Origin of the sequence: Paenarthrobacter sp. NPDC089307 (assembly GCF_040685055.1) — a bacterium.
Lineage (GTDB): Bacteria > Actinomycetota > Actinomycetes > Actinomycetales > Micrococcaceae > Arthrobacter.
Window position 1 is genome coordinate 454,514 of sequence record NZ_JBFBHE010000004.1, and the last position, 24,716, is coordinate 479,229.

Sequence of the window (24,716 nt, forward strand, 5' to 3'; positions counted from 1 at the left end):
ACGTCCTGCCCCCTCGGGCCTCCCAGGTAAGCATGCACGGTGACGCGTGATCCCGTGCCGCGGCGGGAACCCCACAGGCGCGGGGCTTAGAATCCGTCTCATGCGTCTGGCGATTATTGGATTGGTTCTTCTCATTGCGGGCGGGGTGACCGTGGCCACGGGTGTCCTGCCGTGGCATGAAGTCATGGTTCTTGTGGACCGTGTTGCACCTATCCTGGCGTTCGTGGTTGCCATGACCGTGGTGACCGAGCTCGTCAGCGAAGCCGGCACGTTCGGATGGATTGCCCGGCGGCTGCGCATCTGGGGGCGGGGGCGCAGTGTCCTGCTGTGGTTGCTACTGGCGCTGTTCGCCACCTTGAGCACCATCTTCCTTTCATTGGACACGACGGCGGTCCTCCTCACCCCCGTGGTGGTCACCGTGGCCCGGCAGGCAGGCCTCCCGGTCCTGCCGTTCGCACTGACCACGGTATGGCTGGCAAACACGGCCAGCTTGCTGCTCCCTATCTCCAACCTCACCAACCTGCTGGCGCAGCACAATCTGGGTGGCATAACTCCGGCCCGGTTTGCCCAATTGATGTGGGCCCCCTCGCTGGCCGCCATCATTGTGCCCCTTGCTTTCATCGCATTGGTTTTCCGGCGCGAACTGCGAAAGACCTATGGGCTGGATGCGTCCCGCCCCGCCGCGGCTTCCTCGGCAAAGGCGCCGGACAGGCTGCTGCTGGCGGGCAGTGCAGTGGTTCTGGCGTTGCTGCTGCCGGCATTGGTGTCAGGAGTGGCGATATGGATCCCGGCCTCCGTGGCAGCGGCGGTCCTGGCGGTCTTATTCATCGTGCGCCGGCCGGCGGTCCTGAAGATCACGCTCATTCCGTGGTCGCTCCTGCTGTTCACCTGTGGACTCTTCCTGGTTGTCGCGGCCACCCAATTCCTGGGGGCGTCGGCCCTGCTCGGACAGGTCGCAGGCCAGGGCAGCGGCTTTATGGACCTCCTGAGGCTGGCCTTGACCGGGGCGCTGGGTTCGAACGTCGTCAACAACCTGCCGGCCTACCTCCTGGCCGAACCGTTGGCGGGAACTCCGGAGCGGATGGCGGCCCTCCTGGTGGGCGTCAACGCCGGTCCCTTGATTGCACCGTGGGCATCGCTGGCTACTTTGCTGTGGCATGACCGGCTGATGCGCATGAACGTCCTGGTGAAATGGCAGGGGTACGCAGTAATGGGCTTGCTGGTGGCGCCGCTGACCATTGTTGCCGCCGTCGCAGCGCTCGCAGCGTTTGGTCCTGGCGGGTTGTTTGGCTAGCCGGCGTACAACTCGCCGACCGGAACATCGGCGGCCAACCTGTTGGCCGGGCCGGCAAGCGGGCACGCCCAGGCCTCGTTGTAGGCGCACGACGGGTTGTAGGCAAAGTTGAAGTCCAGGACGAACTCCTGCCCGGCCCCTGAGCCCCGGGTTCCATGGAACGAGCCCTTGACCGTGTCCAGCAGGTAACGGCCTGCGCCGTAGCTGCCGCCCGGCTTTCCGGCCGTCGCGTCACGGAAGGGCACAAAGATGCCGCCGCCATAACTCCTGAGCCGCCACACAGCCAAGGAGCCAAGTCCGGGCAGCTCGAAGGTGCCGATCCGCGTGAAGGGGACAACGCCGTCCGTTCCTGTCTGGACGTTCATCTCCTGGCCCACGCCCTCCGGCAGGAGTTTGGCGTACAAGCGGGTACGCGGGATCATAGCCGGCCGTTCGCAGGCCGGAAAAGGAAGCCTTCATTTCCGGCGTCAGGGCAGAGGCCGGATGCGTGGCAAACATCAGGTCCCGCTCCTGGCGCCAGTAGACATGTGCATCAAACGGGTTGGTCGCTGCGAGTTGCCGCACCTTGTCGTAGAGGGCAAACGTCCTCAGGCGCCAGTCAGCTATGTCAACTGCGGACATCGCTGGGATAGTGTCCTCGAACTCGTCGTGCTGCGTGGGGGCCATATGCCCAGCCTAGTCCTGTGCGTGTCGCGGCAGCCCCGCCAGTAGGCTGTGCTCATGACTGGCATGAGGAACTGTGGCGGCATTCCGCTGAAAGTTGCTGCCCTGGCGCTGGCCGGCTCTTTGCTGGTGGGTACGGCAGCCTGCTCATCGGAGAACAAGGGCCCACAGGTCACCTCCACGGCATCATCGCGGCCCAACAGTTCCGAATCGGGGACAGGGTCTCCGGAAAGCACGACGACGAGCCCCACCCCCGATGCCGGCCAGCCTTCGTCGTCGGCTGCTTCCAGCGGGACGGGCTCACCGTCAGGGTCGGCACCTGCGGGTTCGGAACCGGTGCCCACGGCCCTTTCCTGGAAAACGTATACGGATGCAGCGAAGAGCGTTAGTTTTGAGCTTCCCAAGGATTGGATCGCCCAGTCGGCGCCCCCGGACGCCGGTTCTTTGCCCGGGGCGGTGAAGGTGGAGGTGAAGGACGGGGCCGGGAAGTACATAGCAACACTTCACACGGGCCTGGCCCCCTCAGTCCCTGCGGCCTGCCCCGCCGGACAAGGAAAGCCCTACGTGGTGGTCAGCAGCACGCCCTTGGATGTGCCCCACTCCGACGGCCCGGACACCATTGATCCGCGGGTGGTCTTCCGTGTCATCCAGGGCTATAAGTTCTTTGGTTCCTATGGCATTACCAACACGGTGGCGGGGGTCGACGGCCAGGCGTGTGAACTGGCGAACCGGGTAAAGGGACCGGCCGGAAAGGGGGATTTCTCGTTCGGGGACGTCCTTGCCCTGCATGCCTTCGCTGCTGACGAGAAAGTGGCTCCGGCCCAGTCTTTCGACACCCTGGACCTGGCGGCAAAGTACGTGGCCCACGATTCCGGATTCGCCAACGTCCAGCGGATGCTACTGTCTCTGAAGGTCAATCTGTAGTCCTGGGATTGGCTGATCCACACATTTGGCGGCGATGGGGGCTGCCCGCCGCGACCCACCCCGGAGATCAATGGAACGCAACGTTGCTGCCTCGCTCGTTTTCAAGACCGCAGCCAACACCAAGGTGGCCATGGCCATTGCCGTGGCCCACAATCCCGGCTTTGACTCGGTCACCGAAAAGCTGTCGGTCACGGTTGCGGGCGAGGAACTTCCTGTCGCCGAACTCAGCGACCACCACGGAGGCCGGTTCCACTACCTTGAGCTTGCCGAGCCCAGCGAAGTGTCGGTGGAATACAGCGCCACCGTTCTGGGTCATGCCGAACCGGATTCGTCCTCGCCGATGGAGCTCATCCGGTATGTCCGGCCAAGCCGCTACGCAGAGTCGGACCGCTTGCTTCCCACTTCCTACGCCGAGTTCGGCAGCCTGCATGGAGAGGAACTGCTCCACGCGGTGCGGGACTGGGTCCACGGCGAACTCCGCTACGTGAGCGGTTCATCGAGGGGAACGGACGGAGCCGTTGAGACGCTGCTGCACCGCAAGGGCGTGTGCAGGGATTTCGCCCACCTCGCCATTGCCTTGCTGCGTTCCAAGGACGTTCCCGCCCGCCTTGCCGCGGTCTATGCCCCCGGACTGAGTCCCATGGACTTCCATGCTGTGGCGGAGGCCCATGTGGACGGCGCCTGGCGGATCATCGACCCCACAGGACTTGCACCGCGGGAGTCGATGCTCCGCATCACCGCCGGGCGTGATTCCTCGGATACGGCGTTCCTCTCCACAGTGGGTGGAAGCCTGTCTTTGAAGACCCTCAAGGTCAGTGCGTCGGTAAACGGAGAGCTCCCGGTGGAGAACCACCGGGAGCTCGTCAGCCTGCGCTAGTGGCCGGCCACTGACGCGCGGAGCTTCTCCGTCAACCGCAGGAGTTCGCGCTGTTCCTCCGCCGTGAGAGCCGGCGCCACCAGGGTGGCGATGTCGCGCACGTGTTCACGTCCGATCGTCTTTTGAAGTTCGCTGCCGGCTTCGGTGAGGGCCAGCAGGACCCCGCGGCCGTCGTCGGGCGCTGTTGTCCGCTCCACCAGCCCGCGCTTTTCCAAACGGTCAACCAAACGGCTCAAGCTGGACTGGCTCAGCAGGACTTTGTCGTTGATTTCATTCAGCCGCAGCTGCCCGGATGGGCACCGCGAGAGCGTGAACAGGACGTCGTACTCCTTGACCGGGAGCGTCTTGAACGCCGGACCTGACTGAAGCTTCCGCATCACCGCCACCTGGGAGCGGAACAACGACTCCCAGGTTTCGGCGGCGAGGCGAACGGCAGATGATGCCGGGGGCGTGGACATCAGGCGTCCTGCCCCGCTGCACCGGCAGTCGCCGGGTCCGCGACCTTGGCCTCCAGGGCGGCTGCCACCCGGGAAGCGTGCGTGGGGGCATCCGGTACGTGGGCGGGCTTCATGGCCGCGTATTCCTTGCGCAGGACCGGCAGGACTTCCTCGCCGAAGAGGTCCAGCTGCTCGAGTACGGTCTTCAGGGGAAGTCCGGCGTGGTCGATCAGGAACAACTGGCGCTGGTAGTCGCCGAATGCCTCACGGAATGTCAGGGTCTTCTCGATGACTTCCTGCGGGCTGCCGACGGTGAGCGGCGTCTGCGACGTGAAGTCCTCCAGTGAGGGTCCGTGCCCGTAAACCGGCGCGTTGTCGAAGTAGGGACGGAATTCCTTCACGGCGTCCTGGGAGTTCTTCCTCATGAAGAACTGGCCCCCGAGCCCCACAATCGCCTGGTCGGCCTTGCCGTGGCCGTAGTGCTCGTAGCGCTCACGGTACAGGCCGATCAGCTGCTGGTAGTGCTCTTTGGGCCAGAAAATGTTGTTGGCGAAGAAGCCATCACCGTAGTACGCAGCGACCTCGGCGATTTGGGGAGTACGGATGGAACCGTGCCAGACGAACGGCGCGACGTCGTCGAGCGGCCGCGGCGTAGACGTGAAGTTCTGCAGCGGGGTGCGGAACTTGCCGGACCAGTTGACGGTATCTTCATCCCACAGTTTGCGGAGCAGGCTGTAGTTTTCGATTGCCAGTTCGATGCCGTCCTGGATGTTCTTGCCGAACCACGGGTACACCGGTGCGGTGTTGCCGCGCCCGAGCACCAGGTCCACGCGGCCATCGGAGAGGTGCTGAAGCATGGCGAAGTCTTCGGCGATCTTGACCGGGTCATTGGTGGTAATCAGCGTTGTTGCAGTGGAGAGCGTGATGCGCTCCGTCTGCGCGGCGATGTAAGCCAGCGTGGTGGTCGGGGAAGAGGAGAAGAACGGCCTGTTGTGGTGCTCGCCCAGGGCATAGACATCCATGCCGATTTCTTCGACCTTTTTGGCGATGGCAACGGACGCCTTGATGCGCTCGTTCTCGGTGGGCGTGCGGCCCGTTGTGGGGTCAGTGGTGATATCGCTGACGCTGAATACGCCGATCTGCATGATGTGCCTTTCTCCCTGCCCGTGGTCCCGGGCTCTGTAAACAGTGTACCTCAAACTAGATGCATTTGCATGTATCAGTGCCTGTAACAGGGCAGGGCCGGGAATTGTTCCCGGCCCTGCGTGAAGGTTTGGCGTGTGGCTACTCCGCGGGATTATGGGCCGCGCGGCGGCCTGTGACCCGGGGGATCATGCCGGTGGTCCAGTCCTGGAACCCATCAGTTGCACTGCCGCCTTGCCCGTTGCTGCCAGCGTCCGGGGTTGGCTTCTCCTGCAGATCCCGCAGCAGTTGCTTCTTCTCCCGGCGCCCCTCCACCAACTTGTAGAGTACGGGAACCAACACCAGGGTCAGTGCCGTGGAGGAGACGAGCCCGCCGATCACCACGATCGCGAGCGGCTGCGAAATAAAGCCGCCGCCGCCGGTCAGGCCCAACGCCATCGGCGTCAGCGCGAAGACGGTGGCCAGCGCCGTCATCAGGATCGGGCGGAGCCGTTGCCGTGCGCCATGGGTGATGGCCTCAGCCACGCTCATTCCGGGACCGCCGTCGTGCGGTTTGCGGTATTGGTTGATGAGGTCGATCAGGACGATCGCATTGGTCACCACGATGCCCACCAGCATCAGCATGCCAATCAAGGACGGAAGGCCCAGCGGGACGCCAGTCAGCAAGAGGAGCCCCACGGCGCCCGTTGCGGCAAACGGAACCGAGACCAGCAGGATCAGGGGCTGTATGAGGGACTTGAAGGCCGCAACCATGATGACGTAGACAATGGCGATGGCGGCCAGCAATGCCAGGCCCAGTTGGCGGAACGACTCGGCCTGCTGGGTGGTGGCGCCCCCGATGGCCGCGGTGACGCCGGGCGGCAGCTCCACAGTGGCCAGGCGCTGCTGCACCGCGGTGCTGACACTGCCCAGGTTGGAGCCCGACGGCGTAACGGTCACCCGTGCGGTGCGCTGGCCATTGCTGCTGGTGATGGACACGGGCGTATCCACTTGCTCGACGGCGGCGATGGACTCGAGCGCGATGCCTCCGCGGGCTGTGGGAAGCTGGAGCGCCCGAACGGCGGCGATGCTGGTGAAACGCGTACCCTCGCCGATCTGCACGGGGTAGTCGTCGGTGTCGATCCGGACTGTGCCGGCAGGGATGGGGCTGACAGTCGAGGCCAGGAAGGCGCCTACCTGTTCCTCGGTCAATCCAGCGGCCACAGCCTTGGCCCGGTCAACCCGGACCTGGACCACTGATTGGGTGGAGGCAAGGTTGGTGGAAACTTCGCTGCTGCCGGGAACACCCTCCATGGCCTTGACCATGGCATCGCTCGCCGTCTTAAGGTCCGCGGAGTTGGCGGCCTTGATGGTGATGTCCACTGTTGAGGACGTGCCGAAGCCGCCTTGCTGTGAGCCAACAGTAATCTTGCCGGCTGCTCCTGCCAGCTTGTTGCGGACTTCGTCCTGGAGCTTGCCCTGGTTGACCTTTTCGTCAGTGACGATCGTGAAGGTGGAGTTGGATGACCCTGTGGAAGTCAGGGCAGCGAAGCCGGTCTGGGCATTGCCGGAGGTGACCTGCACATCCTTGATGCCCTGGATGCCTTTGAGGGAGTCCTCGACCTTTGTGGCCTCGTCGCTGGTGGCCTGGAGGCTTGTGCCGGCCGGAAGTATCTGCCTGACGGTCATGCTGTTCTCACCGGAGCGGCCCAGCAGGTCCGTGGCTAGCAGCGGTGATACGGCGATGGTGGCCACCAGGATCAGGGCCGCCGCGGACAGGGTGATGACCGGGTGCTTCTGGGTCTTTGTCAGGATGGGCAGGTAGCCGCGCTGGAGCCGGCTCCGCTGCTCGGCCTCACGTGCCTTCGCCGCGGCCTCCCTGGTTGAGGCCGCCGCTTCCGCGCCCTTGCGCGGGGAGGAGAGAAACCAGTAGGCCAGCACGGGAACGATGGTCAGGGAAACCAGGAGCGAGGACAGGAGGGCGATAGTGACGGTCAGGGCGAAGGGCCGGAACAGCTCACCGGCGAGGTCGCCCACGAACGCTATCGGGAGGAACACCGCCACCGTGGTCAGCGTCGAGGCCGTGATCGCTCCCGCGACCTCGCGGATGGACGTCAGGATGGCGGTGAGCTTGTGTTCCCCATAGCTCAAGTGCCGTTTGATGTTCTCGATGACCACGATCGAATCGTCCACCACGCGTCCGATGGCAATGGTGAGGGCGCCCAAAGTGAGGATGTTGAGTGAGTACCCCGTGGCCGAAATGCCGATGAACGTTATCAGCAGTGACAGCGGGATGGACACTGCCGTGACCAGGGTGGAGCGGACGGACATCAGGAACACCAGGATGACCGCCACGGCGAAGCCGAGGCCCAGGAGTCCTTCAGTGGTCAGGTCCTTGATGGATTTTTCGATGAAGGGGGCCTGGTCAAAAACCGGTGTAAAGGTGGCGTTGTTGCCCAGTTCCTCTTCCATGGGTCCGATGGCGTCCCGGACTGCGTGTGAGATCGCCACGGTGTCGCCTTCGGGCTTCTTGGTGACGGACAAAGCCAGCGTGGGTTTGCCGTTGGTGCGCGTTATGGACGTGGGAGCGTCGTCCTTGATGCTGACGTCGGCCACGGCTCCGATGGTGGTGGCTTTGCTGGTCCCTGCCAGCGGAAGACCCTTAATGATGTCCAGGGAGTCCACAGGGCTGCCCAGTTGGAGCGACAACGTTTTGCCTTGGTCCTCAATGGTGCCGACGGGAACCAGGGTCCCATTGTTCTTCAGCGCACCGCTGATCGACTGCACCGAGGCGCCGGTCGCTGCGAGGTCCGCCTGGCGGGGCTGGATGAGGATGTGTTGGCTGGCGCCGCCGGTCACATCGGCGCCACGGACGCCGTCGATCTTTTGCAGCCGTGGCACGCTGAGCCGCAGGAGGTCGGCATTGAGTTCGCTCAGTGGCTTGTCCGAGGAAACCGCCAGATAGACGATCGGGAAGTCACTGATGTTGCCTGCGATCGACTGCGGTTCCACGTTGGCCGGGAGGACCCGCTTGGCGTTGGAGATTGCCCGGTCGATCTGGTTGCGTGCCCTGTCGAGGTTCGAACCATAGGTGAAGACCATGGTGATCTGCGAAACGCCGTTGCGTGAGGTGGACGAGGTTGATTCAAGTCCCTCAACGCTGTTCAGCGCGGTCTCCAGCGGCTGGCTCAGCTGCTTGTCCACTACCTCGGGGGAGGCGCCTGGCATGGACGTGACAACCGTGATCTGCGGGAACTCGATGGACGGAATGAGCTCCTGCTTCAGCGACCCCATGGTGATCACGCCGAACACCGCCGCAAAGACGGTGATCAGCGCGATCAGGGCCCGGTTTCCCAGTGAAAGCTTTGCCAGGCGGAACATTGCATGGACTCCTGTGGTCTACGAAACGATTCGTCTGACGGGAACCGGCCGCAGCCCCGGTGTGGCTTAGCCCTGGATGGCGTTGGCCACTTCCAGTTGCAACGACCTGGCCGTGCTGGCTTCCAGTTCGGCGGCAAGATCGGCGTTCTCGTTGAGCTTGACGCCGTAGCCCGGCATCATGTCCTTGAGCTTGGACTGCCAGCCCTTGAAGTTCTTCGGGAAAGACTTCTGCAGGAGTTCGATCATGATCGGCACAGCGGTGGATGCTCCCGGTGACGCACCGAGCAGGGCGCCGATGGAGCCGTCGCGGGAGGCAATGACCTCAGTGCCGAACTGCAGGACGCCGCCCTTTTGAGGGTGCTTCTTGATGATCTGCACGCGCTGGCCGGCGGTGATCAGTTCCCAGTTGCTGCCCACGGCCTCGGGGTAGTACTCGCGCAGCGATTCCACCTTGGCCTCGTGGCGCTTGGCAACTTCCTTGATGAGGTAGGCCGTAAGGTCCATGTTGTCCTTGGCCACTGCAAGCATGGGGATGATGTTCCCCGGGCGGATGGACAGTGGAAGGTCCAGGTAGCTGGAGGTCTTCAGGAAGTTCGTGGAGAAGCCGGCGTACGGGCCAAAGAGGAGCGAACGCTTTCCGTCAACGAACCGGGTGTCCAAGTGGGGAACGGACATCGGAGGGGCGCCAACGGAGGCCTGGCCATAAACCTTGGCGCTGTGCTGGGACGTGATGGCGTCGTCGGTGCAGCGGAAGAACTGGCCCGAAACCGGGAATCCGCCGTAGCCCTTGCTTTCGGGGATGCCCGAGGCCTGCAGGAGGTGCAGGGCACCGCCGCCTGCGCCGACGAAGACGAACTTGGCGTGGATGCGGCCATGCTCGCCCGACTTGGCGTGCTTGATGGACAGATCCCAGCCACCGCCGGACGCGCGGTTGATGTTGGTGACATCGTGGCCGTAGTTGACCTCCGCGCCGCTGCTCTGCAGGTAGCCGGTCAGCTCACGGGTCAGGGCGCCGAAGTCGACGTCGGTGCCTTCTGCCGCGCGGGTGGCGGCAACGCGCTGCTTGCGGTCACGGCCCTTGACGATCAGGGGCGCCCACTTGGTGATCTGGTCCTGGTCCTCGGTGTACTCCATGCTGCGGAACAGCGTGTTGGGTTTGAGGGCCTCATAACGGGTCTTCAGGAATTTCGCGTGGTCATCGCCAATGACGAAGCTCATGTGCGGAACAGTGTTGATGAAGCCCTTGGGGGACCCGATGACATTGCTGTCCACCAAGTGGGACCAGAACTGGCGTGAAAGCTGGAACTGTTCGTTGATGTGGAGAGCCTTGGAAGGGTCCACGGATCCGTCTTTGGCTGCCGGGGAGTAGTTAAGCTCACACAGGGCAGCGTGTCCGGTGCCGGCGTTGTTCCACGGTCCAGAGCTCTCGAGCCCCGCTTCGTCGAGCCGTTCGAACAGGGAGATGGTCCAGGTGGGTTCAAGTTGCTTGATGAACGCACCGAGGGTGGCACTCATGATTCCGCCGCCAATAAGGACGACGTCGGCATGTTGAGTCTTGGAAATGAAGGTCACGATCAATCTCCGTTAGCGGCGGCACTGGCTGTCACAGAATATCCCCGCGCAGACCCAATACTGAAATTGTGGGGAATCGTCAAGGCTTTAAGCGGACGTTCGTGAAAACTTCGTTGAGGACCGGCGAAGCCGGGTAGCTTTCCACCTTGTTGGACAATGCCAGGGCCGAGATGGGGAAGGCGATGGGAACAGCCGGCACGGAGGCCGCGATCTCAGCATTGATGGCCTGGTACTGGGCATTGCGCTCATCGCCCTCAGGCATGGCGCGTGCCCGTTCGATCTTGTGGAAGACTTCCGAGTCCGTGTAGCCAAACTCCGCGCGGGTCTCCCCGAACAGCGGCCCCAGGAAGTTGTCGGCATCGGCATACGAGCCGTTCCACCCAAGCAGGTGGAGGCCACGGTCCCCGGCGGACTGCACCTTCTGGAGATAGCCGTTTTCCCAGTCGACAGGCACTGGCTTGATGTTGAAGCCCACTGCCACCAGTTGGCGGCTGATTTCGGCGTAGATCTTCTCCGGAGTGGGCATGTAAGCCCGCGTGGCGTTCAGCGGGTAGTAGAACTTCAGTTCCTCGCCCTTGTAGCCGGCCTTCTCCAGGAGTTGTTTGGCTTTCTCGGGGTTGTAGCCCAGAGAAGGGGCGTTGTTGTTGAAGCCGCTGAGCTTTGGCGGCACGAACTGGGACGCCTGGGCAGTGTTGTCGATGAAGAACTTGCGGATCAAGGATTCCTTGTCCACGGCCATCTCGATGGCCTGCCGGACCTCCAGCTTGTCCAGGGGAGCCACAGCCTGGTTGATTCCCAGGTACATGACGGAGAACGGGTCCCGTTGGATGATCTGGACGCCCTTCTTGACCAGTTGGTCGAAGGTCGCGGGCGTCACGAGGTCGTAAGCATCGATTTTGCCGTCCAGCAGGGCCTGCTGGCGTGTCTCGGCGCGATCGTAGGGAATGAAGTTGATCGTGGCTATCTGGCCCCTGTTGCCCCAATACCCTTTGTAGCTCTGAAGGGTGATCTTGTTCTCGTCCCAGGTTCCAAACACGTACGGGCCAGTCCCCACGGGGTGGCTTGCGTAGGCGGAAACAGCCTGGCCGTTCCGGGTTTGGTCAAGGACGTTGGCGCGTTGCGACTCCAAGGCCGCGGGCGAGGAGATGGCGAAGGCCGGGAGGGTCAGTGCCTGCAGGAACCCGGTGAAGGGCCGTGTCAGGTTGATCTGCACGTCAGTGGGGGAGACCACCTTGCAGTCCTTGAAAATGGAGAACACAGGCTCATCGGAATACGCCTTGAAGACGCCCTGGAAGGAAATCCCCGGCGCTTGCTTGCGCAAGTCCGCGGGGAACGTGAACCAGCGGTTGAAGTTGGCGCAGACCGCGGCGGAGTCGAAGGGCGTTCCGTCGTGGAAGGTCACTTTGGAACGGAGCGTGAAATCGTACGTCAGTCCGTTATTGCTGTCTTTCCACTCGGTGGCCAGCAGGGGAGTGGTCTCTCCGGTTGATCCGTCAACGCCGACCAGCCCTTCAAGGACCTGGCGCGTTACGCGGTAGGACTCCGAGTCGGCGGTCATGGCCGGGTCAAGGCCCAACGGCATCGAGCCAGTGCCGAAGTTGAACGTGGCTGCCGGCTCGGCCGGCGCGGAGTTGTTGGCCGACGACGACGGCGCAGGACCGGGCGCTCCGGTGCAGGCTGCCAATCCCAAAACTGCAAAGACAGAGCCCACCCTGAGCAATTGCATGGTCAGGCTCCGCGTTTTGCTGCTTGCCACTCTTGTCCCCTCAAGCCGGTTGGAATGCCTTGGCCGGCTTAGGCCAGACCGCGTTCCAGTCTAGTTGAACGTCCTGAGTGTCCCTCCCAGCAGTTTTTCAGGGATATGTCCGGCGGGGGTTGAGCAAAAAACCCCCGGTTTTGCAGGGGTCTGCAGCCGGGGGTGTTCGCTTTGGCGCTAAGCCATGGCAGTTCACTTACTACTGTGCGTTATTTACTGCTGTGCGCAAGGGGGGACTTGAACCCCCACGCCCGAAGGCACAGGAACCTAAATCCTGCGTGTCTGCCAATTTCACCACTCGCGCTTGACGGCAGAGGTACTTCCCTGAGGGATGCCCAACGCCGTATACGGCCTCAAGTGTACCCGTTACTTGTCCAGCTTGAGGTCCCGGCGCAGCTTGGCCACATGGCCGGTGGCACGCACGTTGTACTGGGCCAGGGAGACCTTTCCATCCGGGTCGACCACAATGGTGGAACGGATCAGCCCCATGTACGTCCGGCCGTAGTTCTTCTTTTCACCCCATGCTCCGTAGGTTTCGGCAACCGCATGGTCCTCATCGGACAACAGTGGGAAAGTGAGTTGTTCTTCGGAGGCGAATTTGGCGAGGGCTGCCACGGAATCGGGGGAGACTCCTACGACGTCATAGCCGGCCGCCTGCAGCGATCCCAAGGTGTCACGGAAGTCACACGCTTCCTTGGTGCATCCCGGTGTCGAGGCTGCCGGGTAGAAATAAACGATCGCTTTACGCCCGCGGAAGTCGGACAAGCTGACGCTTTTGCCCGTGGCGTCCTGCAGGGTGAAGTCCGGTGCTTCGTCGCCGGGGATAAGTCGTTCAGCCAAAATATACTCCTTGCTTTCGGTCGCGATTTCCCAGTTTAGACCGCAGAAGCCGCGTCCACGGCTCTTGCGCGCATATACTGTCGGCATGCCAGATATGGAGAGATGGCCCACTACCCGATTGCTTTCGACAGCTGCGCGGCTGGTGGAAATCTCGTGGAACGAAAAATTGAAGTCCATCGGTCTTACCCACGCCGGTGTCATTGCCATGCAAGTACTTGCAGCCAAGGGTGCAATTACCCAAGCGGCTTTGGCCGAGGTTGCGCGGGTCAAGGCCCAGACCATGGGGACCACTCTTGCGAGGTTGGAGCTGCACGGACACGTTACCCGGCAACGCAGCGACTCCGATCGCAGAAGCCACGTGGTTACCCTGACGGAGGCCGGCAGTGCTGCCCTCGCTGAAGCCGTGAAGCTTGAGCAGGACGTCTTGTCGCCCGTCGCTGTGGACACGGCCAGGTTGCGCGAGGAACTCACGATTGTTGTTCGCGGGCTGGCTGGTTTGCCCGCACCGGATCAGGAAGCCCGGCAAGTCGAAACTGACATGCCGCAGGTGTGATTCAATAAGCCCGTCGGCGGGCTTCCCGTAGGGAATTCCTGCCGGGCAAAAGCAAAAGGCTCCGGATCGTGTGAACGATCCGGAGCCTTTTGCGTTGGTGCACCCCCCGGGACTCGAACCCGGAACCCATTGATTAAGAGTCAATTGCTCTGCCAGTTGAGCTAGAGGTGCAGCTATTGTTTCGGTCCCGCAAGGAATTCGCATTCCCCGTTGACCTCCGCAACGACAAATAACTCTACACCACAATTCGCTGGTTCAAAACCACGTTCAAAGGGAGGCATGCCATTGCATTCCGGAGGGAAAACAAAAGACCCTGGAGTGATTTCACTCCAGGGTCTTTCAGTGGTGCACCCCCCGGGACTCGAACCCGGAACCCATTGATTAAGAGTCAATTGCTCTGCCAGTTGAGCTAGAGGTGCAGCTGTTGATTTCGATAGACCATCGGGCGTTTCTTTCCCCGGCGATCTCCGCAACGACATGTAACTCTACACGACTTCCCCCGAACTGTGAAATCGGGCAGTCCGAGCTGTCCTGTCTCAGGATCTGCCCCGCAAAATCAGCGCAAAGTCGGGGTTTTGGTTGTTGCTGAGCACCCACAGGTCCCCGTTCGGGGCGCGCGCCACGTCCCGCAAGCGGCCGTATTCGCCTGTGAAATAAGCCACAGGTGATCCTGCTCTTTCATCCTCCAGAGGAACGGCCCACAGGCGCTGGCCCCGAAGGGCGCCCGTGTAGGCCACCCCGTCCACGATTTCCAGTCCGCTCGGCGATGCCTCGGAGGTGGAGGGCCATACTACTTTTGCATCAATCAGGCCGCTTCTGCCGGGTGCGCCGGTCACCTGCGGCCACCCGTAGTTGCCGCCAGGGGTGATCAGGTTGAGCTCGTCGTCCACATCGGGGCCAAACTCGCTTGCCCACAGCCTGCCTTCGCCATCCCATGCAAGGCCCTGCACGTTCCGGTGTCCGTAGCTGTAGACGGGGTTGTCCCCGAACGGATTGCCCGGTGCCGGACGGCCCTCCGGAGTCAGCCGGAGGATCTTGCCACCCAGGGCATTCTTGTCCTGCGGCTGGTCCCGGCGCTGGGAGTCGCCGGTTCCGACATACAGCATCCCGTCCGGGCCGAAGCGAATCCGGCCGCCGTTGTGGGTTGATGCTTTCGGGATGCCGGAGAAAATGACTTCCGGCGCCCCGAGGTCCACCAGCTTCGTCGCATCCTGTCGGAGCCGCATCCGGGCAATCCGGTTGTCAGTAGCCGAGGTGAAGTAGGCGTACAGCCATCGGTCGGCGGCGAATGATGGCGACAACGCAAGGCCCAGCAGCCCGCCTTCGCCACCAGGAACGACGCCGGGCACCTCACCCAGCGGCGTGGCCTTGGCGTCCTTGATCCCCACAACCTTCGCCGAGTCGCGCTCCGAAACCAGGGCGGTGCCATCCGGCAGGAAGACGACGGACCACGGCAGCTGCAACCCGACGTCGAGCTTTTTGAGGACTTCCAACTCCGGGGGCGCCTGCGTTGCATGACCTGTTCCGGAACTGGACGATCCGGAATTGTCTTGGTTTGGGGTAGCCGCCGTGCCTGGAGAAGAGGTGCTTCCTGTGCACGCCGAAAGCGTCATCGCCAGGGAAAGCGCAAGGGCGGCCAGGAGCTTCTTCAACGCAGGTCAGCGCCTGCTGCTTCAGTGCCTGCTGCGCCTGGGTGGCCGGAATCCGGCGGCTTCAGCGTGCGCTGCCGATTCGAACCATACGTCCGCCTCGACGTCGTCGTAGCCGGCTGTGTCTTCATCGTGGTAGGTCATTGTCGCTGCGATCGCCTTGACGGGATGTCCTTCCCGCTGCGTGCTGGACGAGCCGGTTCCGTAGGGCTCTTCCGCCGCGAGGTGCCCGGACGCAGGAGTGTCTTCAGCGGCGGCACTCTCGGCGCCGGGCAGCGTGGGGGAGTGCGGGTCGGTGTACTCGTGGTGATGGACCGGGGCGCCGGCCGCGTCGGTCCATGATGATTCCCATTCTGCTTTGTCGGCAGCGTCATCTGCCCTCGTGACGTCGTCAGCGGTGACTTCAGCTACGGGTGCGGCTTCCCAGTCGTCCACGTCTCCGGCATCGGCCGAGTGCAGTTTGGCATCCGTGTCCACTACTGGCTCGTCGACTACCGGTTCTTCCACCACCGATTCTTCCAGCACCGGCTCATCCACGACCGGAGCCGCAACGGCCGGTTCCTCGACCGTCAGACCTGGGGTTCCGGAAGCCCCGGTGGTGGAAGGCTCAGCAGTTGCGCCGGTGGTGGAAGGCTCAGGCTGCATGGCGGGCTCGGCGATTTTTGCATCAACTGGAGCAAGGTCTTCGTCTCTGACCGCTTCATCCCGGACCGCTTCATCACGCGCAGCTTCATCCCTGACCGCGTCGTCCCCGGTCGGCCCGCTTCCTTCGGCAGCCGCCTTTCCGAGGTTGGTCACTCCTGCCAGTCCGGCAACCCCGGCTGTCACCGCACCGGGATCCGGCACTGACCCGGTATTGGCGGGCTCCATTGCCGCTGGAGCTTGGCTTGCGGTGGAATTCGAGGCTTTGTTGCGGCTCATGAGCCACCAAACAATGGCAACGATCAAAACAATGACAATGACCCAAATTAACCAATCCATGGCGGGTGCCCTTCTGCTCACAGGGGTGCAGTACGTGGTATTTCCGACGTTACGTGCCTGCTAATGGGCTGTCCAGCGTTTGGGCGGCCCGTCCCCAAATTCATCAGATTGCTTAGTAGAAGCGTGGTCGGAATTACTTTGGAGTGAATTCCTTCGCGTCACCTAGGGTGGCTGCATGGACTTCAAAAGGCTGCAGATTCTTCGCGAGTTGGCAGACCGCCAAAGTGTTGGCGCCACAGCGGATGCCATGAATGTCACTGCTTCCGCCGTTTCCCAGCAGTTGAAGACACTGCAGGCGGAATTGGGCGTGACGCTGGTGGAGAAGGTCGGCAGGGGAGTGCAGCTCACTGAGGCTGGGCGGGCCATGGCTGCAGCGGCGGCTGAAATCGCCACGGCCATGGCACGTGCAGAGTCAACCGTGGACATGTACCGGAAGGGATGGCAGAGGCGCGTATCGGCGGCTTTCTTTCCCAGCGCTGCCGAAATGCTGTTGCCGGGAATGCTGCATCGGGTCGCGGCGGTGGAGGGCTTGGGTTTCGATGCGCATTTCGAGGACCCTGGAACGGCGCATTTTGCTCAGTTGGTGGCTGACTATGACGTCGTGCTTGCCCACAGCGTGGACGGTCCCGAGGTTTTTGCCCGGCCGGGGCTCGCGGTGGTGCCGCTGCTGGAGGAAGCACTCGACGTGGCAATGCCGGCCGGCCATCCGCTGGCAGCCAAAACGCAGCTGACTCCCGAAGACGTGGTGGGCCATCCTTGGATCGGCGTCCCGGAGGGATTTCCCTTCGACGCGGTCCTGCGGCAAATAGAAGTCCACGCGGGAAAGCAGGCTACGCGGGGGCAGCGGTATCCGGACCTGAGGGTGCTGGAGGCGTTGGTGGTGGCTGGCCACGGGATCTGCCTGTTGCCCCGTTACACGGGCCGTGCCAGCGCGCGCAGGGGATTGGTGCTGCGGCCCCTCGCGGGCGTGAAAGCGAGCCGGAGCATTGTTGCCTTGGCCCGGCAGGAGGTGGCAGCCAGGGCCACCATTGCCGGAGTTCTTGAAATGCTTCAGGCAGAGGCTGCCGGAATAGCCGGCTACACATAGACTTTGGACCATGACCGACACCAACACTGCTGCAGAAAACACGCCGGACATCAAACCCCGGAGCCGGGTCGTCACCGATGGCATTCATGCGGCTCCTGCCCGCGGCATGTTCCGTGCGGTCGGCATGGGCGATGACGACTTTGCCAAACCGCAAATCGGCGTGGCCAGCTCGTGGAACGAAATTACGCCGTGCAACCTTTCGCTGAACCGCCTGGCGCAGGGCGCCAAGGAAGGCGTCCACGCCGGTGGTGGTTTTCCGATGCAGTTCGGCACAATCTCCGTTTCGGACGGCATCTCCATGGGCCATGAAGGCATGCACTTCTCGCTCGTTTCCCGCGAAGTCATAGCCGACTCCGTGGAGACCGTGATGCAGGCTGAACGCATTGACGGCTCCGTCCTGCTCGCCGGATGCGACAAGTCCCTCCCGGGCATGCTGATGGCCGCCGCCCGCCTGGACCTCGCATCTGTCTTCCTCTATGCCGGCTCGATCATGCCCGGCTGGGTCAAACTGGAGGACGGTTCGGAAAAGGAAGTCACGCTCATTGACGCTTTCGAAGCAGTCGGGGCCTGCGCGGCCGGCAAGATGAGCATGGAGGACCTGACCCGCATAGAAAAGGCCATCTGTCCGGGCGAAGGCGCCTGCGGCGGCATGTACACGGCAAACACCATGGCCTGCATTGGCGAGGCCCTTGGCATGTCCCTCCCGGGGTCCGCGGCGCCGCCGTCGGCAGACCGCCGTCGTGATGACTTCGCACGCAAGTCCGGCGAAGCGGTGGTTAATTTGCTGCGCCTTGGCATCACAGCACGCGACATCATGACCAAGAAGGCATTCGAGAATGCCATCGCCGTGACCATGGCCTTTGGCGGGTCCACCAACGCCGTGCTGCACCTGCTGGCGATCGCCCGCGAGGCAGAGGTGGAACTGACTCTGAACGACTTCAACCGCATTGGTGACAAGATCCCGCACCTGGGCGACTTGAAGCCCTTTGGCCGCTACGTCATGACCGACGTGGACAAGATCGGCGGCGTGCCGGTCATCATGAAGGCACTGCTCGACGCCGGCCTGCTGCACGGTGACTGCCTCACCGTCACCGGCAAGACCCTCGCCGAGAACCTTGCCTCGATCAACCCGCCGGACCTGGACGGCAAGATCCTCCGTGCTCTGGACAACCCCATCCACAAGACCGGCGGCATCACCATCCTCCACGGCTCCATGGCGCCCGAAGGCGCGGTGGTGAAGAGCGCCGGCTTCGACGCAGACGTTTTCGAGGGCACGGCCCGGGTGTTCGAGCGCGAGCAGGGTGCCCTCGATGCCCTGGACAACGGTGCGATCCACAAGGGCGACGTCGTGGTCATCCGCTACGAAGGCCCCAAGGGCGGCCCGGGAATGCGCGAAATGCTGGCCATTACCGGGGCTATCAAGGGCGCCGGCCTTGGTAAGGACGTGCTGTTGCTGACAGACGGCCGCTTCTCGGGCGGGACCACGGGCCTGTGCATCGGCCACGTTGCGCCTGAAGCCGTCGACGGCGGTCCGATCGCCTTTGTGCAGGACGGCGACCGCATCCGCGTCGACATAGCTGCCCGTTCGTTCGACCTCCTGGTTGATGAAGCCGAGCTCGAAGCCCGCAAGGAAGGCTGGCAGCCGCTTCCGGCCAAGTTCACCAAGGGTGTCCTGGCCAAGTACGCCAAGCTGGTCCACAGTGCCTCCGCGGGGGCTTACTGCGGATAAATTTCCTGTCGCGACTCCGCTCCGGCAACGGGGCGGAGTCCGGTAGGCGGACATCGCTGTCCAAATGGTGAGATACGATTGTGCTCAATTGACACGTATCTCACTTAGAGGGAACACTGAACGCATGATCACATTCGTTACCGTCGGCGTCGTCGTCCTTACCAAGCGCGTGGCTTAGCCCGACTGGTAACGAACCGTCACGCGCAAACCCCTCGAAGAGCCGCAAGGCTGAGGGGTTTTTTTATTCCCACGACCCACCCATTGAAGATCCACTAAGGAAGAGTCCGATGAGCAAAGGATCGCCGATCAGCCCCTCGCTGATGGCTGCAAAGTCCGCTGGAGCCCACAAAGCTCCGGAAAAGGTCGACCGTTCGACGGAGTCCGTCGTCGTCGATTCTGCTGCACCTCTCTCTCCTGTACTTGGGCCGAACACCGTTGTACCCCCGACGGTGATGACCGGCTCGCAAGCAATTGTCCGCTCGCTCGAAGAACTCGGCGTGGACGATATTTTTGGTTTGCCCGGTGGCGCGATCCTGCCCACCTATGACCCCTTGATGGCCTCCAGCATGAATCACATCCTGGTCCGTCACGAACAGGGAGCCGGCCACGCCGCGCAAGGCTACGCCATGGTTACCGGACGGGTTGGCGTTTGCATCGCCACCTCGGGACCCGGTGCCACCAACCTCGTTACCGCCATCATGGATGCCCACATGGACTCCGTGCCGATGGTGGCCATCACCGGCCAGGTCGCCAGCGGTGTCATTGGCACCGATGCCTTCCAGGAAGCTGACATCGTGGGTATCACGATGCCCATCACCAAGCACTCGTTCCTGGTGACCGACCCCAACGACATTCCGCACGTCATGGCGGAGGCTTTCCACCTCGCATCCACCGGCCGGCCCGGTCCCGTGCTGGTGGACATTGCCAAGGACGCCCAGGTTGGCCAGATGACATTCTCCTGGCCCCCGAAGGTGGATCTGCCCGGGTACCGCCCAGTGGTCCGCGGGCACAACAAGCAGGTCCGCGAAGCTGCCAAGCTGATCGCCGCATCGAGCAAGCCCGTACTGTACGTGGGTGGCGGCGTTGTGAAGGGTCACGCCTCTGCGGAGCTGATGGAGCTCGCGTTGGCAACGGGCGCTCCCGTGGTCACCACCCTGATGGCCCGTGGCGCGTTCCCCGACTCCCACCCGCAGCACGTCGGCATGCCCGGCATGCACGGCTCAGTCTCGGCCGTCACCGCCCTCCAGCAGGCGGATCTGCTGATCACGCTCGGTGCCAGGTTCGATGACCGCGTCACCGGTGTCCTGAAGACCTTCGCCCCTTTCGCAAAGGTCATTCACGCCGACATCGATCCCGCGGAAATCTCCAAGAACCGCACGGCCGATGTTCCCATCGTGGGCTCAGTGAAGGAAATCATTCCGGAACTCACCGAAGCGGTGAAGTCGCAATTCGAACTGGGCGGCGCCCCGGACCTCGACTCATGGTGGGCATTCCTGAACAACCTGAAGGACACCTACCCCCTGGGCTGGACCGAGCCCGAAGATGGATTGACTGCTCCGCAGCGCGTGATCAAGCGCATCGGTGAGCTCACCGGACCTGAAGGCATCTACGTTGCCGGCGTTGGCCAGCACCAGATGTGGGCCGCGCAGTTCATCAAGTACGAGCGCCCGCATGCCTGGCTGAACTCCGGTGGAGCAGGAACCATGGGATACTCGGTTCCGGCGGCCATGGGTGCCAAGGTTGGTGAGCCGGACCGCGTTGTCTGGGCCATCGACGGTGACGGCTGCTTCCAGATGACCAACCAGGAACTGGCCACCTGCGCCATCAACAACATCCCGATCAAGGTAGCCATCATCAACAACTCCTCGCTGGGCATGGTCCGCCAATGGCAGACCCTGTTCTACGAGGGCCGCTACTCGAACACTGACCTGAACACGGGCCACGACACCATCCGGATTCCGGACTTCGTCAAGCTGGCCGATGCCTATGGCTGCGCAGCTTTGCGTTGCGAGCGGGACGAGGACATCGACGCCACCATCCAGAAGGCGCTTGAGATCAACGACCGCCCCGTAGTGATCGACTTCGTTGTGAGCCCCAACTCGATGGTGTGGCCCATGGTGCCCTCGGGCGTCAGCAACGACCAGATCCAGGTTGCCCGCAACATGACCCCGGAATGGGAAGAAGAGGACTAGGCATGACCCGTCACACACTGTCCGTTCTGGTAGAAGACAAGCCCGGCGTGCTGACCCGCGTGGCCAGCCTTTTCGCCCGGCGTGCGTTCAACATCAACTCACTTGCCGTGGGACCCACCGAGGTTCCGGGAATGTCCCGCATGACAGTCGTCGTCGATGCCGACGGAGACCTCATCGAGCAAGTGACCAAGCAGCTCAACAAACTGGTCAACGTGATCAAGATTGTTGAACTGACTTCCGAATCTTCCGTACAGCGTGACCACATCCTGGTCAAAGTACGTGCGGATGCCGCGACACGCCTGCAGGTTACCCAGGCTGCAGACCTGTTCCGTGCCGCCGTCGTCGACGTGTCCACAGACTCGTTGGTGATCGAGGCAACCGGTACCCCCGAGAAGCTCGCTGCGCTGTTGTCAGTGCTCGAGCCGTTCGGCATCCGTGAAATCGTGCAGTCCGGCACCTTGGCCGTTGGACGGGGATCCCGCTCCATGAGTGACAGGGCGCTACGCTCCGCGTAAAACCAAGCGCGGTGGGTCCACGGCTACCGATGGCCCACCTGCCGAGCGTTGCGTCCAGAACCGCAGCACCACATCAATATCTACGAAAAACCACTCAAGAGGAGTTACGCAAGTGACTGAAATGTTCTACGACGACGACGCAGACCTGTCGATCATCCAGGGCCGCAAGGTAGCCATCGTTGGCTACGGCTCCCAGGGCCACGCCCACGCGCTTAACCTGCGCGATTCCGGCGTCGAGGTTGTCATTGCACTCAAGGACGGCTCGAAGTCGGCCGCCAAGGCCGAGGACGCAGGTTTCACGGTCAAGAACGTTGCCGACGCCGCCGAATGGGCCGACGTCATCATGATCCTGGCGCCGGACCAGCACCAGCGCTCGATCTACAACGACTCCATCAAGGACAAGCTGACCGAAGGCAAGGCGCTTGCGTTCGCACACGGCTTCAACATCCGCTTCGGCTACATCGAAGCCCCGGCAGGCGTTGACGTCATCCTGATCGCCCCGAAGGCACCGGGCCACACTGTGCGCCGCGAATTCGAAGCCGGCCGTGGCATCCCGGACATCATCGCTGTCGAGCAGGACGCTACCGGCTCTGCTTGGGACTTGGCCAAGTCCTACGCCAAGGCAATCGGCGGCACCCGTGCAGGCGTCATCAAGACCACCTTCACCGAAGAGACCGAAACCGACCTCTTCGGCGAGCAGTCCGTCCTTTGCGGCGGTGTTTCCCAGCTCGTCCAGTACGGCTTCGAAACCCTCACCGAGGCCGGCTACCAGCCGCAGATCGCCTACTTCGAGGTCCTTCACGAGCTCAAGCTCATCGTTGACCTCATGTGGGAAGGCGGCATCGCCAAGCAGCGCTGGAGCGTTTCCGACACCGCTGAGTACGGCGACTACGTCTCCGGCCCGCGCGTCATCACCCCCGAGGTGAAGGAAAACATGAAGGCTGTCCTGGCTGACATCCAGTCCGGTGCCTTCGCAAAGCGCTTCATCGACGACCAGGACAACGGCGCCGTCGAGTTCAAGGAACTCCGTGCCAAGGCCGAGCAGCACCCGATCGAAGAAGTTGGCCGGGAACTGCGCTCCCTGTTCTCCTGGCAGCAGCAGGACGCCGACTACGTCGAAGGCTCCGCAGCCCGCTGATTGCCCCGCTTGGCAGCAGCAATGCACCAGTACTAAGCAGCGACGCCCGTCCGGCGATTTACAGCCGGGCGGGCGCCGCCGTATGTGCCCTGTTTCTCCACCGAATTGCACCCCCGGTGGAGCTGTGAAGTTCTTCACATCCCTTCCGGTCCGGCCGTAACATCCCTCGCCGGCACCGGAAACACAGCCCGGATTCGATATTCTGGGCTGGTCCCGGCGCCGTGCCCGGGCCACGCATCCGCTCCTTGTCCAGTTCTGTCCCAAGTTGTCCAAAGTAAGGTGCCACCCCGTGTCAGCCAGCAAACCCGTCGTCCTCCTCGCTGAGGAACTTTCGCCCGCAACAGTCGAGGCATTGGGCCCGGACTTTGAGATCCGCCAGACCGACGGCGCCGACCGTTCCCAGCTGCTGTCTGCCATCGCCGACGTCGATGCCATCCTGGTCCGATCCGCCACCCAGGTGGATGCCGAGGCAATCGCCGCGGCCAAGAACCTGAAAATCATCGCCCGCGCAGGTGTGGGCCTGGACAACGTGGACATCAAGTCCGCAACGCAGGCCGGCGTGATGGTTGTCAACGCACCGACCTCCAACATCGTCTCGGCTGCCGAGCTCACTGTGGGCCACATCCTGAGCCTCGCCCGCCACATTCCGCAGGCCAGTGCCGCGTTGAAGAACGGCGAATGGAAGCGTTCCAAGTACACCGGCATTGAGCTCTTCGAGAAGAAGATCGGCATTATCGGCCTTGGCCGCATTGGCGCGCTGGTGGCAGCACGTCTTCAGGGCTTCGAAACCGAGATCCTCGCCTACGACCCCTACATCACTTCCGCAAGGGCAGCGCAGCTGGGCGTCAAGCTGGTAACTCTGGATGAACTTCTGGAGAACTCCGACTTCATCACCATCCACATGCCCAAGACGCCGGAAACCGTGGGAATGCTGGGCGCCGACGCCTTCAGGAAGATGAAGGAGTCCGCGTACGTCATCAACGTCGCCCGTGGCGGGTTGGTGGACGAAGAAGCGCTCTACACCGCGTTGAAGGAAGGCCAGATCGCCGGCGCCGGAGTGGACGTTTTCGTCAAGGAACCCAGCACCGATCTGCCGTTCTTCGAACTCGACAACGTTGTTGTGACCCCGCACCTTGGCGCGTCCACTGACGAGGCCCAGGAGAAGGCCGGCGTCTCCGTGGCAAAGTCGGTCCGCCTGGCCCTCGCCGGCGAGCTTGTACCCGATGCCGTGAACGTAGCCGGTGGCGTCATCGCCCCCGACGTGCGTCCGGGCATTCCGCTGATCGAAAAGCTGGGCCGGATCTTCACCTCGCTTACCCATGCGTCGCTCACGCAGATCGACGTAGAGGTTGCCGGAGAGATCGCCGCCCTGGACGTAAAGGTCCTTGAGCTGGCAGCACTGAAGGGTGTGTTCGCCGATGTCGTCACGGAGCAGGTTTCCTACGTGAACGCACCGGTCATCGCCGAGCAGCGCGGTATCAACACCCGCCTCATCACCACCCCGGACGCCGAGGACTACCGCAATGTCCTGACCATCCGCGGTGCCCTCAGCGACGGTTCGCAGATCTCCGTCGCCGGCACGCTGACTGGTCCCAAGCAGGTGGAGAAGCTGGTTGGCGTCAATGGCTACGACGTCGAAATCCCCATCAGCGAGCACCTCGTGGTGGTGGCCTACGCCGACCGCCCCGGCGTGATCGGCACCATCGGCCACATCCTGGGCATGAACAACATCAACATCGGCGGCATGCAGGTGGCCCGTCAGACTGAAGGTGGCCAGGTCCTCGCACTCCTGACCATCGACAGCTCCGTGCCGCAGCAGGTACTGGAGGCCATCAAGGCCGGCATCGGCGCCGACATGGTCCGCGAAGTGGACCTGGAGGACTAGGACTGGTTCCCATCAGCTGAAGTTCGCGTGCCGGCGACACACCTTTGGCACGCAGAAGTGGCCGGTCTGCTTACAATGGCTGGGTCCGGGATTCGGACCCGGCAGCAGGCCGGCCACAACT

The 24,716-nt window shown here is 62.8% G+C and carries 18 protein-coding genes, 3 tRNA genes and 1 pseudogene; 10 read left to right on the top strand and 12 right to left on the bottom strand.

The window, feature by feature from the left end; genetic code table 11:
* Positions 1-100: 100 nt before the first annotated feature.
* Positions 101-1,294, top strand: a complete 1,194-nt coding sequence (locus tag AB0N72_RS12415; RefSeq protein ID WP_363930685.1) for an SLC13 family permease — start codon at positions 101-103, stop codon at positions 1,292-1,294.
* Here the strand turns inward: AB0N72_RS12415 and AB0N72_RS12420 are convergent.
* A pseudogene (locus AB0N72_RS12420) lies at positions 1,291-1,960 on the bottom strand (DUF1684 domain-containing protein). The gene AB0N72_RS12415 and the pseudogene AB0N72_RS12420 overlap by 4 nt on opposite strands.
* A gap of 54 nt (positions 1,961-2,014) precedes the next feature.
* Here AB0N72_RS12420 and AB0N72_RS12425 point away from each other — a divergent pair.
* A complete protein-coding gene (locus tag AB0N72_RS12425; protein ID WP_363930686.1) occupies positions 2,015-2,881 on the top strand; it encodes a hypothetical protein in 867 nt (288 codons plus the stop codon).
* A 70-nt stretch (positions 2,882-2,951) separates the two neighbouring features.
* Positions 2,952-3,758 (top strand): transglutaminase family protein, encoded by an 807-nt coding sequence (locus AB0N72_RS12430; protein ID WP_363930687.1) that lies wholly within the window; start codon positions 2,952-2,954, stop codon positions 3,756-3,758.
* Here AB0N72_RS12430 and AB0N72_RS12435 read toward each other — a convergent pair.
* The 7 genes from AB0N72_RS12435 to bcp form a co-directional block, all read right to left on the bottom strand.
* Positions 3,755-4,216 carry a MarR family winged helix-turn-helix transcriptional regulator gene (locus AB0N72_RS12435; protein WP_363930688.1) on the bottom strand — a complete coding sequence of 154 codons (462 nt, stop codon included), beginning with the start codon at positions 4,214-4,216 and terminating at the stop codon, positions 3,755-3,757. The two genes, AB0N72_RS12430 and AB0N72_RS12435, sit on opposite strands and share 4 nt — an antisense overlap.
* Positions 4,216-5,340 (bottom strand): LLM class flavin-dependent oxidoreductase, encoded by a 1,125-nt coding sequence (locus tag AB0N72_RS12440; RefSeq protein ID WP_363930689.1) that lies wholly within the window; start codon positions 5,338-5,340, stop codon positions 4,216-4,218. The genes AB0N72_RS12435 and AB0N72_RS12440 overlap by 1 nt, the downstream gene beginning before the upstream one ends.
* 139 nt (positions 5,341-5,479) lie before the next feature.
* Positions 5,480-8,698 carry an efflux RND transporter permease subunit gene (locus tag AB0N72_RS12445; RefSeq protein ID WP_363930690.1) on the bottom strand — a complete coding sequence of 1,073 codons (3,219 nt, stop codon included), beginning with the start codon at positions 8,696-8,698 and terminating at the stop codon, positions 5,480-5,482.
* A 66-nt stretch (positions 8,699-8,764) separates the two neighbouring features.
* Complete coding sequence (locus AB0N72_RS12450; RefSeq protein WP_363930691.1) at positions 8,765-10,270, bottom strand: malate:quinone oxidoreductase; 1,506 nt, start codon at positions 10,268-10,270, stop codon at positions 8,765-8,767.
* Positions 10,271-10,349: 79 nt separating this feature from the next.
* Positions 10,350-11,996 carry an ABC transporter substrate-binding protein gene (locus tag AB0N72_RS12455; RefSeq protein ID WP_363930770.1) on the bottom strand — a complete coding sequence of 549 codons (1,647 nt, stop codon included), beginning with the start codon at positions 11,994-11,996 and terminating at the stop codon, positions 10,350-10,352.
* 252 nt (positions 11,997-12,248) lie between these two features.
* A tRNA-Leu gene (locus AB0N72_RS12460) sits at positions 12,249-12,330 on the bottom strand.
* A gap of 62 nt (positions 12,331-12,392) precedes the next feature.
* On the bottom strand, positions 12,393-12,866 hold the full coding sequence (gene bcp, locus AB0N72_RS12465; RefSeq protein WP_363930692.1) for a thioredoxin-dependent thiol peroxidase: 474 nt from the start codon (positions 12,864-12,866) through the stop codon (positions 12,393-12,395).
* Between the two features lie 85 nt (positions 12,867-12,951).
* Here bcp and AB0N72_RS12470 point away from each other — a divergent pair, with 85 nt between their 5' ends.
* Positions 12,952-13,419 (top strand): MarR family transcriptional regulator, encoded by a 468-nt coding sequence (locus AB0N72_RS12470; RefSeq protein WP_363930693.1) that lies wholly within the window; start codon positions 12,952-12,954, stop codon positions 13,417-13,419.
* A gap of 95 nt (positions 13,420-13,514) precedes the next feature.
* Here the strand turns inward: AB0N72_RS12470 and AB0N72_RS12475 are convergent.
* The 4 genes from AB0N72_RS12475 to AB0N72_RS12490 form a co-directional block, all read right to left on the bottom strand.
* Positions 13,515-13,590, bottom strand: a tRNA-Lys gene (locus AB0N72_RS12475).
* A 172-nt stretch (positions 13,591-13,762) separates the two neighbouring features.
* Positions 13,763-13,838, bottom strand: a tRNA-Lys gene (locus AB0N72_RS12480).
* A gap of 117 nt (positions 13,839-13,955) precedes the next feature.
* Positions 13,956-15,032 (bottom strand): PQQ-dependent sugar dehydrogenase, encoded by a 1,077-nt coding sequence (locus AB0N72_RS12485; RefSeq protein WP_363930771.1) that lies wholly within the window; start codon positions 15,030-15,032, stop codon positions 13,956-13,958.
* 60 nt (positions 15,033-15,092) lie between these two features.
* Positions 15,093-16,049 carry a hypothetical protein gene (locus AB0N72_RS12490; protein ID WP_363930694.1) on the bottom strand — a complete coding sequence of 319 codons (957 nt, stop codon included), beginning with the start codon at positions 16,047-16,049 and terminating at the stop codon, positions 15,093-15,095.
* Between the two features lie 175 nt (positions 16,050-16,224).
* Here AB0N72_RS12490 and AB0N72_RS12495 point away from each other — a divergent pair, with 175 nt between their 5' ends.
* The 6 genes from AB0N72_RS12495 to serA all read left to right on the top strand — a co-directional run bounded on the left by AB0N72_RS12495 (position 16,225) and on the right by serA (position 24,595).
* On the top strand, positions 16,225-17,136 hold the full coding sequence (locus tag AB0N72_RS12495; RefSeq protein ID WP_363930695.1) for a LysR family transcriptional regulator: 912 nt from the start codon (positions 16,225-16,227) through the stop codon (positions 17,134-17,136).
* A gap of 10 nt (positions 17,137-17,146) precedes the next feature.
* Positions 17,147-18,865 (top strand): dihydroxy-acid dehydratase, encoded by a 1,719-nt coding sequence (ilvD, locus tag AB0N72_RS12500; RefSeq protein ID WP_363930696.1) that lies wholly within the window; start codon positions 17,147-17,149, stop codon positions 18,863-18,865.
* A 287-nt stretch (positions 18,866-19,152) separates the two neighbouring features.
* Positions 19,153-21,057, top strand: a complete 1,905-nt coding sequence (locus AB0N72_RS12505; protein WP_363930697.1) for an acetolactate synthase large subunit — start codon at positions 19,153-19,155, stop codon at positions 21,055-21,057.
* 2 nt (positions 21,058-21,059) lie between these two features.
* A complete protein-coding gene (gene ilvN, locus AB0N72_RS12510) occupies positions 21,060-21,572 on the top strand; it encodes an acetolactate synthase small subunit (RefSeq protein WP_021470923.1) in 513 nt (170 codons plus the stop codon).
* Positions 21,573-21,684: 112 nt separating this feature from the next.
* Complete coding sequence (gene ilvC / locus AB0N72_RS12515) at positions 21,685-22,710, top strand: ketol-acid reductoisomerase (protein WP_363930698.1); 1,026 nt, start codon at positions 21,685-21,687, stop codon at positions 22,708-22,710.
* Between the two features lie 289 nt (positions 22,711-22,999).
* Complete coding sequence (gene serA, locus AB0N72_RS12520) at positions 23,000-24,595, top strand: phosphoglycerate dehydrogenase (protein ID WP_363930699.1); 1,596 nt, start codon at positions 23,000-23,002, stop codon at positions 24,593-24,595.
* Positions 24,596-24,716: the final 121 nt, after the last annotated feature.

Excerpts from the sequence above, each read along its gene's own strand:
- AB0N72_RS12415 (WP_363930685.1), top strand. The coding sequence starts at position 101 with ATGCGTCTGGCGATTATTGGATTGGTTCTTCTCATTGCGGGCGGGGTG.
- AB0N72_RS12425 (WP_363930686.1), top strand. The coding sequence starts at position 2,015 with ATGACTGGCATGAGGAACTGTGGCGGCATTCCGCTGAAAGTTGCTGCC.
- AB0N72_RS12430 (WP_363930687.1), top strand. The coding sequence starts at position 2,952 with ATGGAACGCAACGTTGCTGCCTCGCTCGTTTTCAAGACCGCAGCCAAC.
- AB0N72_RS12435 (WP_363930688.1), bottom strand. The coding sequence starts at position 4,216 with ATGTCCACGCCCCCGGCATCATCTGCCGTTCGCCTCGCCGCCGAAACC.
- AB0N72_RS12440 (WP_363930689.1), bottom strand. The coding sequence starts at position 5,340 with ATGCAGATCGGCGTATTCAGCGTCAGCGATATCACCACTGACCCCACA.
- AB0N72_RS12445 (WP_363930690.1), bottom strand. The coding sequence starts at position 8,698 with ATGTTCCGCCTGGCAAAGCTTTCACTGGGAAACCGGGCCCTGATCGCG.
- AB0N72_RS12455 (WP_363930770.1), bottom strand. The coding sequence starts at position 11,996 with ATGCAATTGCTCAGGGTGGGCTCTGTCTTTGCAGTTTTGGGATTGGCA.
- AB0N72_RS12470 (WP_363930693.1), top strand. The coding sequence starts at position 12,952 with ATGCCAGATATGGAGAGATGGCCCACTACCCGATTGCTTTCGACAGCT.
- AB0N72_RS12485 (WP_363930771.1), bottom strand. The coding sequence starts at position 15,032 with ATGACGCTTTCGGCGTGCACAGGAAGCACCTCTTCTCCAGGCACGGCG.
- AB0N72_RS12490 (WP_363930694.1), bottom strand. The coding sequence starts at position 16,049 with ATGGATTGGTTAATTTGGGTCATTGTCATTGTTTTGATCGTTGCCATT.
- AB0N72_RS12495 (WP_363930695.1), top strand. The coding sequence starts at position 16,225 with ATGGACTTCAAAAGGCTGCAGATTCTTCGCGAGTTGGCAGACCGCCAA.
- ilvD (WP_363930696.1), top strand. The coding sequence starts at position 17,147 with ATGACCGACACCAACACTGCTGCAGAAAACACGCCGGACATCAAACCC.
- AB0N72_RS12505 (WP_363930697.1), top strand. The coding sequence starts at position 19,153 with ATGAGCAAAGGATCGCCGATCAGCCCCTCGCTGATGGCTGCAAAGTCC.
- ilvN (WP_021470923.1), top strand. The coding sequence starts at position 21,060 with ATGACCCGTCACACACTGTCCGTTCTGGTAGAAGACAAGCCCGGCGTG.